Here is a 12,715-nt window from a genome sequence, read left to right as displayed (position 1 = left end):
GCGCGCGGCCGCCCGTGGTGGCCGCGGAATCGCGGCCGCCTGGGGGCGGGCGGCCGCGGGCCGATACGCGGGGCGTATCGGCCGGGCGCTTTCTACGACGGCTCAAACAAGAAGGGCGGCGGCGCTCCTCTCCGCCCCCCCTTCCCGCTTCCACCCCGCGCCCGGCGCCCCTATCTTCCCCCCATGGATGAGCTAACCCCCCTCGCGATTCCCTTCGACAACAGCTACGCGCGCCTGCCCGCCCGCTTCTACGCGCGGCTGGAGCCGACGCCGGTCCGCGCCCCGCGCCTGATCGCCGTGAACCGCGCGCTGGCGGCGGAGCTGGGGATCGACCCGGCAAGCCTCGCCTCCCCCGCCGGCCTCCTCGCCCTCTCCGGCAACCGCCCGCCGCCGGGCGCCGAGCCGCTGGCGCAGGCCTATGCCGGCCACCAGTTCGGCGGCTGGTCCCCCCAGCTGGGGGACGGCCGCGCCATCCTCCTCGGCGAGGTGGAGGATCGCCACGGCCGCCGCCGCGACATCCAGCTGAAGGGCTCCGGCCCCACCCCCTTCTCCCGGATGGGGGACGGCCGGGCCCCGCTCGGCCCCGTCCTCCGCGAATACATCGTCTCCGAGGCGATGCACGCCCTCGGCGTCCCCACCACCCGCGCCCTCGCCGCCATCGCCACCGGCGAGCCCGTCCTCAGGCAGGAGGGGCCGCTCCCCGGCGGCGTCCTCACCCGCGTCGCCGCGAGCCATATCCGCGTCGGCACCTTCCAGTTCTTCGCGGGAAGGCACGATGAGGAGGGCCTCCGCCTCCTCACCGACCACTGCATCGCCCGCCACTACCCCGGGGCGGAGGGCGCCGCCGGCCTCCTGAAAGCCGTCATCGCCGCGCAAGCCCGGCTAATCGCCCGCTGGTTGAGCCTCGGCTTCATCCACGGCGTGATGAACACCGACAACATGAGCATCTCCGGCGAGACGATCGACTACGGCCCCTGCGCCTTCATGGAGGGGTTCGACCCCGCGCAGAAATTCTCCTTCATCGACGAGGGCGGGCGCTACGCCTACGGGAACCAGCCGGGGATCGGCCAGTGGAACCTCTCCCGCCTCGCCGTCGCGCTCATTCCTCTCCTCGGCGAGAGCGAGGAGGAAGCCGTGGAGGCGGCGAAGGACGCGCTCGGCGCCTACCCTGCCCTCTATGACGCGGAATGGCGCGCCCGCCTCTCCGAAAAGACCGGCGTGGAAGACGACGGCGCCCTCGGCGCCCGCCTCCTCGGCCTCATGGCCGAAGCCCGCGCCGACTTCACCCTCGCCTTCCGCCACCTCGCCGACGCCGCCGAAGGAAACGAAGCCCCCCTCCGCGCCCTCTTCCCCGAAGGCGCGCTGGACCAATGGCTCACGGAATGGCGCGCCGCCCCCGGCGCGCGGGACGCCAAGGCCCTCCGCGCCGCCAACCCCCTTTACATCCCCCGCAACCACCTCGTGGAGGAGGCCATCGAGGCCGGCTATCGCGGGGACTACGCCCCGTTCGAGACGCTGAATGCCGTGCTGGCGCGGCCCTTCGAGGCGCAGGAAGGGCGGGAACGCTATGCGCTCCCGGCGGGGCCGGGGGAGGCGGTGGCGCGGACATTTTGCGGGACGTGAGGGGCGAGAAGTGATGACAGAACGCGATATGTCTCACCGCCGAAGAAATGAGACGCTGAGTACGCCAATCCTGATCAAGGGCAATTCTCCAATTAGGCCAATAACGGTCGTTTTCGCCAATGAAAGAAACGTATGAGTTGTGTCCGCTATTGTGATCAGCGACGAACGGGGCGCTGCGTGCCGTAAACGTTTTTGGCGCGCTCCAAAACAGTTGCAAGATGGCATACGAGTGATTCAAAGATTGAAAATGAAGCACAAAAGAATATTGAGGACACCTCCATGACCTTTGGTGAGTTTCTTGCGGCTCTCACAACGTTCGGCTTGCCCCCAACAGTGTTAGGCACCGTTTTTTTGTTTGCGAGGGCCATGGATAAAAGGCTGCGCCCAATCTATCGACGTCAAATGACTAGGCTAATGGTCAGTTACCCTGAAAAGAGCCCGACGTTGGCTGTCGATGCGGTTGCGGCGATACTAGATTTCATTTTTGGAGCGCGGCGTATTCACCTATTTCAAAGAGAGATCATACTTCCAAGTTTCATCCGAAGTTATCTTGCATCCGTGCTGACGTCATCAGTGCTCCTGTATATTTACCTAATATATTTTCAGTATGGGCAGCAACTCTGGTATCTAGACTTCCGCAATGCCGAGATTCAGGCGGCACAGAGGGATGTGAGCATGACAACTGCGTACCTGTACAGCCTGTTTTCGAGCCACGTACTGTTACAAAACTACTACGTACAGGACGGTTGTGTATTGGGATCCACTTACTATGCCATCGTGCCGCTGTTCGGAGTTCTTTCCGCGATCTTAGTTGCAAACCCTATACTAGACTTTGCCGCCATAGTGAGCACGCGCAACATCGTTGAATCAATGCGGCGACGGGTGCCTCGTACACCCAAAGAGAATGACAAAAAACCTGTCAAAATACTCTATCGCCTTGCCGCAATGGACGCAGCTTTTACAACATTTCTGGTTCTCATAATATTTCCCACTGTATCTCGAATACTTTTCGCAATTTTTTCGCATTTTAACGTCGAGGACCCAGAGACTGGTGAGCCGTACTTTCCTGAAGATGTGTTGGATGTTGGATCGTTGTCCCACCCCCTCCAGCCAGCATCTGTTGGAGAAAGCCTGACAAGGATAGAGAATTTCTACTACTACTTTTTCGGGATCGCCCCAGAAGGGGTTAATGGAGCATACATCTATTCCACATACCTGACGTCGATGTGGATATGGTTCGTTTTTTTCGGAATTTTGGCCGGGGCGGTAGCCGCAAGACTAAACGCAATCAGCCTGTTTGCTTTGCGTTACCTTGTTTTCTCGCGGGATGTGTTGCGAAGGCCATGTCAGACTAGTGTAGTATTCGCGTTTATAGTTTGCGCGGGTCTAATATTGGCAGTCACATTGATAACCAGCTTTCTGTCGGGCGTCATGCTTGAAGATTGTTTCTAGATGTGCGCGAACTGATGCTCGCGGGCAAAGACTCGCCGGTTCCAGTCACGGGACAAAAACCCCATGTCACAACCTGTGCGCCAAAAACGGTCGTTTGCGGCCCTTTCAGTCGGGCTCTGTCTTTTCAATCGCTTGGCGTAGTCAAAACCCCACGACAAAACTTGGCGCGTTTAGGCACGTTCGAGTCTCCCACCTAGGGCAGCAGAGACTCGCTGCGCCTCCGCGTCCTGATAAGAATTATCTGAGTAGAGCGGTCGACACGGAGGCGCTGATGGCGCGGGATCAAGATGTATGATTTTTCATAGACCACCCTCCACACTCCCCTCCACCCCCTCCCGAATCCCCCCTGAAACAATCGATCACGGAAAAAATCGTTCCTTTTCAACCCTCCGACCCCGATTTCCATGGAAATCCCCCCGCGCCGCCCCCTCTCCGCCCCCCTGCCCCGCGCCCCCCGCAGCTCCGCTTCAGCGACGGGCGGGGGCGCCCCAGCCGGACGCGATGCCCCGGAGGCCCGACATGCCCGAACGAAAGACCCTGCTCCTCACCGGCGCCTCGCGCGGCATCGGCCACGCGACGGTGAAGCGCTTCTCCTCCGCCGGCTGGCGGGTCATCACCTGCTCCCGCCACCCCTTCCCGGAGGATTGCCCCTGGGAGGCGGGGGAGGAGGATCACATCCAGGTCGACCTCGCGGACCCGAAATCCACCATCGAGGCGGTGGAGGAGATCAAGAGCCGGCTGAAGGGCGGCAAGCTGGAGGCCCTCGTCAACAATGCCGGGATCAGCCCTAAGGGCGAGGGCGGCGCCCGGCTCGACACGTTCTCGACCGATCTTCGCACCTGGGGGCAGGTCTTCCACGTCAACTTCTTCGCCTCCATCGTCCTCGCCCGCGGCCTCAAGACGGAGCTGGTGAAGGCGCAGGGGGCGATCGTGAACGTCACCTCCATCGCCGGCGCCCGCGTCCACCCCTTCGCCGGCGCCGCCTATTCGACCTCGAAGGCCGCGCTCGCCGCCCTGACGCGGGAGATGGCGCATGATTTCGGCCCCCTCGGCGTCCGCGTGAACGCCATCGCCCCGGGCGAGATCGAGACGGACATCCTCTCCCCCGGCACGGAAAAGATCGTGGAGACGCTGCCGATGCGCCGCCTCGGCAAGCCGGAGGAGGTGGCGCGCACCATCTACTATCTCTGCACCCCCGAAAGCTCCTACGTCACCGGGGTGGAGATCGAGATCAACGGCGGGCAGCACGTTTGACGCCCCCGACTTCGGCGCGGGCGCTCGCCGCAAGGCTCGGCCGGCTCCTGACGCTCCGCGGCCTCATCGCCGCGCCGGGGGCGATCAGCCTCTCGGGCCTCGCCCTCGCCGCCGCCGCAATCCTCCTTGACCGCGCCGCGCCCGGCCTTGTCTCGCGGTGGGGGCTGGAGCCGGAACCGGCCCGCGCCGTCCTCTCCACCCTCGCCGGCGCGGCGATGACGGCGCTCGGGCTCGTCTATTCGATCACCCTCGTCGTCTTCACCCTCGCCGCCGGCTCCATCGCCCCGCGGCTACTCGAACGCTTCACGAAGGACCGGGTGAGCCAGCTCGCCATCGGCGCCCTCGGCGCGCTCTTCATCCACGCGCTCGTCTCCCTCGCCCTCTCGCCCGCAGGGAAGAGCCTCGCGCCGCCGCTCCTCGCCTGCCTCATGGCGCTCCTCGCCGTCATGCTCCTCCTCGTCTTCGTTGACCGGGTGGCACGGCGGATCACGGTGGACGAGGAGATCGACGCCATCGCGACGGGGCTCGACGCGCGCATCGCCGCGATGGCGGGCCGCAGCGGCGCGCTGCAACGGCGCGACCTCGTTCTTCCCGCGGGGCCGGAAGCGGCGGTGCGCGCGCCCGCCTCCGGCTATCTCGAATCCGTCGCCTTCGAAGCGCTCGCCGCCGCGGCCCGCGCGCGGTCGGGCTTTCTCGATCTTCGCGTGGCGCCCGGGGATCCGGTCCTGAAGGGAGACGTCGTCGCCCGCGCGCTCGGTCCGGGGGCGAAGGCGCTGGCGGCGGAAACGCAGGATTGCTTCGCCATCGGACGGCGGCGGACGGAGGAAGGCGACCTCCGCTTCTCCGTCTCTCTCCTTCTCGAAATCGCGCTCCGCGCGCTTTCTCCCGGCGTGAACGACAGCTTCACCGCCATTTCCGTCATCAACAGGCTCGTCGCCTCGCTCGCGGTCGCGGCGGAACACGGGCTGGACGCCGGCGTCTGGTGCGATGCTGAAGGGGCGCCACGCATCGCGATCCCGAAGGCGGGGCTGGACGAGCTGATCCGCTTCGCCTTCGATCCGATCCACCAGGCCGCGGCCGGGAACCTGCTGGTCGCCCAGGCCGCGTCGGATGCCTTGGCGCGCCTCGCCCCCCGCCTCGACGGTCGCGCGCGGGAGGAGGCGGAGCGGCAGCTACGGCTCTTCGCCGAGGCGAGCGACTAGGTCCTCATCCGTCCCGCCGCTCGAAGGCGAGCGCGCCGAAGCGGGTCGGGAATTCCAGCCGGTGCGGCGCCCAGAGCCCCGGAGCGATCTCGAAGAGATCGAGGTTCAGGCCCTTCTCCTCCAGCAGCGAAACGCCCTCGTTCCCGATCCGGTGCCCGCCGATCGGCCGATAGGCCGCGACGCAGGGCGTGAGGCCAGGCCCCGCCGCCTCCGCGCGCGGGGAAAGCTCGATGTCGAACCGCACGATCCCGCTGAAGACCTTGCGCGCTCCGGAACAGGCCTCCGCCCCGCTCGCGGCGGGGATCAGGAACGCGGCCACCGGGTCCATCGCGCCGACGAGCATCTCGGGCATGAGCGGCGCGCGCTCCTCTTCCTCCCCATCGTCGTCGAACGGCGGCTCGGCGCGGAACGCCGCCTCCGCGGAGCCGTCGCCGAACACGATGTCCGCGAAGACGGTGCGGGAGGGGCTTTCGAAGCGCGCCGTGTAGGCGGCAGGGATCAGCGCCTCCGCCCGTGCGCCCTCGCTCCCCATCGTCGCCTCGCCGGACCAGAAGAGGAAGCGGAAGCCGCCGTCGAGATCGACGGAGTATCGACCTCCCCCCTCGGCGAGATAGAGCGCAACCTCGCCGATCCCGATCCCGGCGATGCTGACCTCGTAGAACTCTTTGGGCGATCCGGGGTCGAGCGCAGCGGCGGGCTGCGGCATGACCAGGGCGGCGAGACCAAAGACCGAGGCGAGTGTCTTCATCGGAGCGCTCCGCTGTAGCCACTGTAAAGATAAGGCGGCCGGATGGAAAGTCGAGCGCCCTTTACCGGCGCCCGGGAATCGCGGAAAAGCGGGCGGCGCGACGGGAGATGACGCATGGCCAACCCTCTCTACGACCGGCTCTTCGGGCTCCACGCCGGGAAGGACACGCCCTTCCTGATCCTGCCGGACGGCAGCACGATCACGCATGACGCCTTCGTCCGCATGGCCGGGCGCTTCGCCCATGCGCTCGTCGCCGCCGGGCTGGAGCCGGGGGACCGGGTCGCCGCGCAGGTTCCGAAATCACCGGAGGCGCTGGCGCTCTACGCCGCCGCAGCGCAGGCGGGGATCGTCTTTCTGCCGCTAAACACCGCTTACACGCCGGCGGAGGTTTCCTATTTCGTCGAGAATTCGGGCGCGAAGCTGCTGATCGCGAGCCCGGGCGCCGCGCTCGAACCCGTCGCCGCCGCGGCGGGCGCGCGGCTGATGACGCTCGGCGCCGCGGGCGACGGGAGCTTCGCCGACGCGGCTGCGGGCGCGCCGGAGGCGTTCCCGACCGTGGCGCGCGCGGCGGGTGACCTTGCGGCCTTCCTCTACACCTCGGGCACGACCGGCCGCTCCAAGGGCGCGATGCTGACGCAGGCCAACCTTCTCTCGAACGCCGAGGTGCTGGCGGAATGCTGGCGCTTCACGGCGGCGGACTGCTTGATCCACGCGCTGCCGATCTTTCATACGCACGGGCTCTTCGTCGCCACCAACATCGTTGCGCTGACCGGGGGCGCGATGCTCTTCATGGAGAAGTTCGACGCGCGGGAGGCGCTGCGCCTCATGCCGCAGGCGACGACGATGATGGGCGTGCCGACCTTCTACACGCGGCTGCTCGATGAGGCGGGGCTGACCCGCGAGGCGACCGCACACATGAGGCTCTTCGTCTCCGGCTCCGCGCCGCTGCTGGCGGAGACGCACCGCGCCTTCGAGGCGCGGACGGGCCAGCGCATCCTCGAACGCTACGGCATGACGGAGACGAACATGAACACGTCGAACCCCTATGAAGGGGAGCGGCGGGCCGGGACGGTGGGCTTCCCCCTCCCCGGCGTGGAGCTGAAGATCACGGACCCGGAGACGGGCGCGACTTTGCCGCAGGGCGAGGTCGGCGTGATCGAGGTCCGGGGGCCGAACGTCTTCAAGGGTTATTGGGGGATGCCGGAAAAGACGAAGGAGGAGCTCAGGGCGGACGGGTTCTTCATCACCGGCGATCTCGGGCTGATCGATGCAGACGGGTATGTCCAGATCGTCGGGCGGGGGAAGGACCTGATCATCTCAGGCGGCTTCAACGTCTATCCGAAGGAGGTTGAGCTCGCGCTCGACGCGCAGCCGGGCGTGCTGGAGAGCGCGGTGGTGGGCGCGCCGCATCCCGATTTCGGGGAGGCTGTCGTCGGCGTCATCGTCCCTGCGCCAGGCGCCGCGCCCGATCTCGGGGCGATCGAGACGGCGCTCGGTGTGACGCTCGCGCGCTACAAACAGCCGAAGCGGCTCCTCCTCCGTGAGGAGCTGCCGCGCAACACGATGGGGAAGGTGCAGAAGGCCCTGCTGCGCGAGGAGGTGAAGGGCGTTTTCGCCGCGGCGCCGGCGGCGGGCGCCTGATGCGCGCGCCCCGCATCGCATGGGCGGGCGGGAATGCGGCCTGAGCAGTTCATCCCCTTTCTCGGCCTCGCCGCGATCTACGCCGCATTGGCGACGGCGACGCTCTATGGCCTCACGCGGCTTGTGGCGAGGCCGGGCGGGCGGGCGGCGCCGCTCGTGTTCTTCTCGCTGTTCTTCTTCTTTCTGACGCAGCATCCTTTTCCCGACCCGGCGCAGATGATCTGCCCGCGGCCCTTCACGGAGCCGCAGACGCAGCCCTTCCTGTTCCTGAGGAGCTTCGCGGAGATGTGGGAGAAGGGCGGCGGTTTCGCCGAATGGACGCGCAACCGGATCGTCGCCGCCTCCACCATGAACTTCGCGCTGCTCGGCCTTGTCGGCGTCGCGCTCCGATTCGCGACGGCCCGCTGGATCGCGGCGCTGATATTCGCGCCCAGTCTAAGCCTCGCCGCGGAACTCACTCAATTGACGGCGTTCTGGGGGCTCTGGCCCTGCCCCTTCCGGCAGTTCAACGTGGACGACCTTATCCTGAACGTCTCCGGCCTCTGGCTCGGCTTCGCGCTCGCCTCGCTGGTTGCGCCCCGGTTCAGCTTTCCCGCTTCAGCGTCCAGCCGCCGCGCTCCCCCTCGGCCCAGTAGCGGGCGGGGAGGCCGGCGGAAGTGACAGCGCGCCAGGCGCCGCGGGCGGCGTTCAGCGCCGCTTCGTCATGCCCGTCGAAGAGCAGCATGACCCGCTCGAACCGGCCCATCTCCGCCGGCTCGGCGGCAGCGCCGTCCGCCAGCATCAGCGCCTGCGGGTTGTTGGGGAGTTCGGGCCCTGCGGTGAGATAGACCGGCTGGCGCGCCGGCTCCGGGTCCTCCGGCCCGCCATGGGGCAGGAAGCTTTCCTCCCGAAAGGTCCAGAGATGGCGGTTCAGAGCCTCGGCGCGCGCGGCCGAACCAGCCCGGAGCCCGACGCGCCAGCCGCGCTCGAGGCATTTCTCAAGGAGCGGCGGCGCCGCCGCCTCCAGCGGCGTGCGCGTCAGGTGATAGAAATGAACCTCAGCCACGGCTCTCGTAGCGGTCGCGCACCAGCCGATCGAGCGCGCGGACGCCCCAGCCCGTCGCCCCCGCAGGCGCGACGTCGCTCTCCTTCGACAGGAGCGTGACGCCAGCGATGTCGAGATGGATCCAGGGCGTGCCTTCCTTGATGAAGCGCTGGATGAACTGCGCGGCGGTGATGGAGCCGGCGGGCCGGCCGCCCACGTTCTTCATGTCCGCGAGGCGGGACTTCAGAAGTTTGTCGTAGGCCGGCGCGAGCGGCATCCGCCAGGCCCCCTCGCCCGACGCCTTCGCCGCGTCGAGGAAGGCCGCGGCGAAGTCGTCGTCGTTCGAGAAGACGCCGGCGTGCTCGTGCCCGAGGGCGATGATGATCGCGCCCGTCAGCGTCGCGAGGTCGATGACGGCGGCGGGCTTGAACCGCTCCTGCGCATACCAGAGCGCATCGGCGAGGACGAGCCGGCCCTCGGCGTCCGTGTTGATGACCTCGATCGTATCGCCCTTCATGGAGCGCACGATGTCCCCCGGCCGCTGGGCGTTGCCGGCGACCATGTTTTCCACGAGCCCGACGACGCCGACGACATTGGCCTTCGCCTTCCGGAGCGCGAGCGCGCGCATGACGCCGGAGACGACGCCGGCGCCGCCCATGTCCATCGTCATCTCCTCCATCCCGGCCGCGGGCTTGATGGAGACGCCGCCGGTGTCGAAGACGACGCCCTTGCCGACGAGGCAGAGCGGCGCCTCGTCGCCGCCGCCGTTCCATTTCATCACGACGAGCTTCGGCTCGTCGTCCGAAGCCATGCCGACGGCGAGCAGCGCGTTCATGCCGAGCGCGCGCATCTCCTCCGCCCCGAGGATGTCGATTTCGAGCCCAAGTTCCTCCATCGCGGCGAGGCGGCCGGCGAAATCCCCGGTCGTCAGTACATTGGCGGGCTCGCTCACGAGGTCGCGGGTGAAGAACACGCCCTCAGCCAGCGCCGCGAGCGGGCCGGACACGCGGGCGACCGCCTCCGCTTCCTCGCTCACGAAGGTGACGTCGCCCGGCTCCTTCGCCCCGTCCTCGTCGCCCTTCGTCTTGTAGGCGTCGAACTCGTAGCGGCGGAGGGCGAAGCCGAAGGCGACCTCGGCCTGCGTCTCCGGCCCGCCTGCGCCCCAGAGCGTGACGGCCCCCGCGCCCGCGGCCTTCGCCGCCGCCGCGCCGGCCTTCCGCGCCGCCGCGCCGTCCGGCGCCGCGCCGAGTGCGACGACCACCAGCCGGTCCGCCTTCAGGCCGTGCGGGAAGGCGAGGACGCCCGCTTCCCCCGCCTTGCCCTTGAACCCCTTGCCGCCGACGAGCCGGCCGACCGCCCCGCCCGTCCGCCCGTCCGCCTCCGCCGCCCCGGGCGTGAGCGCGCCGTCCTTCAACGTGAAGACGACGAGCGAGCCCGCACGCTCCGCCATCGGCGCGGCCTCCGGTGCGACGAAATCGATCTCGACGGGGCTGGTCATGGCGGACTCCTCACGCTTGTCTTGCTTCGGTCGAGAGGCGTAGCGCGGATCGGACCGGGCGCCTAGGCTTGCCGCGCCCCCCGGCCGGCGGTTAACTCGGGGCCGGGACGAGGAGGAGAGTCGCGCATGGCGGCGCACTGGACGCAGATCGCGCGCGCGGCGCTCTTCGCGCTTCTCCTTCCCTTTGGCCTTGCGGCGCAGGACGCGGCCCGCCCCGTGGCGCTTGTGGCTGACGAAATCGCCTTCGACGAACAGACCGGCGTGCTCACGGCGCGTGGCAATGTCGAGCTCTACCAGGACGGGCGGACGCTGACCGCCGCCGCGATCCGGTATGACAGCCGGTCCGAGCGCATCGCTGCGGAGGGGCCTATCACGCTCCGCACCGAGCGGGGTGAGACCGTCTTCGCCGAAGGCGCCGATCTCGACGCCGACCTCCGCGCAGGGCTCGTGGAGGGCGCGCGCTCGGTCATCGCCGGCGGCGGCAAGATCGCGGCGGCCGAGGCGGAGCGGATCGACGGGCGCTACAACGTGCTCGGCAAGGCCGTCTTCTCGCCTTGCGAGGTCTGCGCGGCGCGGCCCACGCCGCTCTGGCGAATCCGGGCCGAGCGGATCGTGCATGACCAGGAAGAGCGGTTGATCCACTACGAGGACGCCTATTTCGACGTGCTGGGCGTTCCGGTCGGCTATCTTCCCTATTTTCGCCATCCCTCCCCTGAGGTGGAGCGCGCGACCGGCCTGCTGGCGCCGGAGGCGGGGCGGGACAGGGCCTATGGCGTCGGGGTGAAGACGCCGTTTTTCATCGTGCTGGACGATTACTCGGATGTAACGCTGACTCCCTTCATCGTCACGGAGGACGGCGCGATTCTCGAAACGGAGTATCGGCGCCGCTTCACGCAGGGTTTCCTCGATCTCGATCTCAAGCTCGGGCTCACCGACTACGACGACGACCTGGACGGGACCCAGCTCCGCCTTGGCGGCTTCGGCGCCGGGCGTTACCGGCTCGACGAGGGCGTGACGGCGGGCTTCGACCTCGCCTTCGCGACGGACGATCCTTTCCTCCGCCGCTATGACTTCACCACGGTGGACCGGCTGACGACGGAAGGCTTCGTGCGCCGGTACGACGGGCCGAACCGCGCCTCGGTCTCCGCCGCCTTCCTCCAGAGCCTGCGCGACAACGACCCGCAATCGGCGATCCCGCTCGTCCTGCCCGAGCTTTCGGCGCGGCAGGTCTGGGCCGCACCGGGGATCGGCGGGGAGGTCGGGCTCGGGTTCGACGCGGTGAGCCTCGTGCGGGAGCGGGGGCGGGACGTGGCGCGCGTCTCCCTCGGCGCGGATTATTCGCGGCAGGAGATCATTCCCGGCGGGATCGTGCTGCGCGGCTTCGCGGATGCGCGGGCGGACTTCTACCGGATCGAGGACGACCCGGCCTTCGAAGGGGAGGCGGCGCGATTCCTCCCCCGGATCGGCGCGGAGGCGCGCGCGCCCTTCGCGCGGGTGGACGAGGCGGGGCGGACGCATGTGGCAGAGCCCGTGATCCTCTTCACACTCGCGCCGGACGTGAACGACCGGGACATTCCGAACGAGGACAGCTTGATCGTCGAGTTCGACGAGATGAACCTTTTCGAGGCTGACCGCTCCGCCGGGTTCGACCGGGCGGAAACGGGCGCGAATCTCTCGGTCGGCGCCCGCTACGAGATGATCGACGATGACGGGCTCGGCTTCCGCGCCGCGGGCGGGCGCGTCTTCCGGTTCGAGGAGACGTTCGACTTCCCGGGCCGGGCCGGGCTGGACGGGGAAGTGTCGGACTGGGTGGCGGCGGGAACCGTGACCTTCGCCGACTTTCTTGAGGTTTCCGCCCGCTGGCGGCTTTCCGACGATCTCTCGATCAACCGGGCTGAGGCGGGCGGACGGATTGACTATGACCCGGTGACGCTCTTCGGCTATTATCTATTCGTGGAATCGGACCCGGCGGAGGCGACGCCGCTCGACCGGTCGGAGATCAGCCTCGGCGCCGCGCTGGCGCTCGACCGCAACTGGACCCTTTCAGGCGATGCGCAACGCGACCTGATCGAGGATAGATTCGTCACCGCGGGCGGAGTATTGACCTACGAGGATGAATGCGCGGCGCTGGACCTCTTCCTGCGCAGGCAGTTCACCGAATCGTTCAGCGCGCCGCGCGGGACGAATATTGGCGTCCGGGTGCGGCTCTTCGGGGCCGGCGCGGCCGACCAGTCAAAGACGTCGGGGCTCTGCGCTTTCGGCGCGAACTGAGG

10 protein-coding genes are annotated in these 12,715 nt (G+C 67.9%); 7 read left to right on the top strand and 3 right to left on the bottom strand.

The genetic code is table 11. The annotated features are described in order from the left end of the window. Positions 1-183: 183 nt before the first annotated feature. The 4 genes from ACE37J_RS08950 (at position 184) to ACE37J_RS08935 (ending at position 5,531) form a co-directional block, all read left to right on the top strand. Entirely contained in the window at positions 184-1,623 is a 1,440-nt protein-coding gene (locus ACE37J_RS08950; protein WP_409710311.1) for a protein adenylyltransferase SelO, read from the top strand. Positions 1,624-1,902: 279 nt separating this feature from the next. Then, positions 1,903-3,075, top strand: a complete 1,173-nt coding sequence (locus ACE37J_RS08945; RefSeq protein ID WP_409710308.1) for a hypothetical protein — start codon at positions 1,903-1,905, stop codon at positions 3,073-3,075. A 519-nt stretch (positions 3,076-3,594) separates the two neighbouring features. After that, positions 3,595-4,329 (top strand): SDR family NAD(P)-dependent oxidoreductase, encoded by a 735-nt coding sequence (locus ACE37J_RS08940; protein ID WP_409710305.1) that lies wholly within the window; start codon positions 3,595-3,597, stop codon positions 4,327-4,329. Beyond that, a complete protein-coding gene (locus tag ACE37J_RS08935) occupies positions 4,326-5,531 on the top strand; it encodes a DUF2254 family protein (protein WP_409710301.1) in 1,206 nt (401 codons plus the stop codon). The genes ACE37J_RS08940 and ACE37J_RS08935 overlap by 4 nt, the downstream gene beginning before the upstream one ends. A gap of 4 nt (positions 5,532-5,535) precedes the next feature. On the opposite strand, the gene ACE37J_RS08930 is transcribed toward ACE37J_RS08935, so the two are convergent. Beyond that, complete coding sequence (locus ACE37J_RS08930; protein WP_409710298.1) at positions 5,536-6,279, bottom strand: hypothetical protein; 744 nt, start codon at positions 6,277-6,279, stop codon at positions 5,536-5,538. 114 nt (positions 6,280-6,393) lie between these two features. Between ACE37J_RS08930 and ACE37J_RS08925 the strand changes: the two genes are divergently transcribed. Together ACE37J_RS08925 and ACE37J_RS08920 are read left to right on the top strand one after the other, a co-directional pair. Further along, positions 6,394-7,920, top strand: coding sequence for a malonate--CoA ligase (locus ACE37J_RS08925; protein WP_409710295.1), 1,527 nt, complete (start codon positions 6,394-6,396; stop codon positions 7,918-7,920). Between the two features lie 33 nt (positions 7,921-7,953). Then, a complete protein-coding gene (locus tag ACE37J_RS08920) occupies positions 7,954-8,580 on the top strand; it encodes a VanZ family protein (protein ID WP_409710292.1) in 627 nt (208 codons plus the stop codon). Here ACE37J_RS08920 and ACE37J_RS08915 read toward each other — a convergent pair. Beyond that, positions 8,504-8,965, bottom strand: coding sequence for a DNA polymerase III subunit chi (locus ACE37J_RS08915; protein ID WP_409710289.1), 462 nt, complete (start codon positions 8,963-8,965; stop codon positions 8,504-8,506). The two genes, ACE37J_RS08920 and ACE37J_RS08915, sit on opposite strands and share 77 nt — an antisense overlap. Then, positions 8,958-10,442, bottom strand: a complete 1,485-nt coding sequence (locus ACE37J_RS08910; protein WP_409710286.1) for a leucyl aminopeptidase — start codon at positions 10,440-10,442, stop codon at positions 8,958-8,960. The genes ACE37J_RS08915 and ACE37J_RS08910 overlap by 8 nt, the downstream gene beginning before the upstream one ends. Before the next feature lie 126 nt (positions 10,443-10,568). Here ACE37J_RS08910 and ACE37J_RS08905 point away from each other — a divergent pair, with 126 nt between their 5' ends. Then, entirely contained in the window at positions 10,569-12,713 is a 2,145-nt protein-coding gene (locus ACE37J_RS08905; protein ID WP_409710283.1) for an LPS-assembly protein LptD, read from the top strand. The last annotated feature ends 2 nt before the right edge of the window (positions 12,714-12,715 follow it).

This window comes from Pikeienuella sp., from assembly GCF_046290545.1.
In the GTDB taxonomy this organism is placed as follows: domain Bacteria; phylum Pseudomonadota; class Alphaproteobacteria; order Rhodobacterales; family Rhodobacteraceae; genus Pikeienuella.
The sequence above is the reverse complement of the archived record's forward strand: the minus strand, read 5'-3'. Positions and strand labels throughout refer to the sequence as shown.

Excerpts from the sequence above, each read along its gene's own strand:
- ACE37J_RS08920 (WP_409710292.1), top strand. The coding sequence starts at position 7,954 with ATGCGGCCTGAGCAGTTCATCCCCTTTCTCGGCCTCGCCGCGATCTAC.
- ACE37J_RS08950 (WP_409710311.1), top strand. The coding sequence starts at position 184 with ATGGATGAGCTAACCCCCCTCGCGATTCCCTTCGACAACAGCTACGCG.
- ACE37J_RS08940 (WP_409710305.1), top strand. The coding sequence starts at position 3,595 with ATGCCCGAACGAAAGACCCTGCTCCTCACCGGCGCCTCGCGCGGCATC.
- ACE37J_RS08925 (WP_409710295.1), top strand. The coding sequence starts at position 6,394 with ATGGCCAACCCTCTCTACGACCGGCTCTTCGGGCTCCACGCCGGGAAG.
- ACE37J_RS08910 (WP_409710286.1), bottom strand. The coding sequence starts at position 10,442 with ATGACCAGCCCCGTCGAGATCGATTTCGTCGCACCGGAGGCCGCGCCG.
- ACE37J_RS08945 (WP_409710308.1), top strand. The coding sequence starts at position 1,903 with ATGACCTTTGGTGAGTTTCTTGCGGCTCTCACAACGTTCGGCTTGCCC.
- ACE37J_RS08905 (WP_409710283.1), top strand. The coding sequence starts at position 10,569 with ATGGCGGCGCACTGGACGCAGATCGCGCGCGCGGCGCTCTTCGCGCTT.
- ACE37J_RS08930 (WP_409710298.1), bottom strand. The coding sequence starts at position 6,279 with ATGAAGACACTCGCCTCGGTCTTTGGTCTCGCCGCCCTGGTCATGCCG.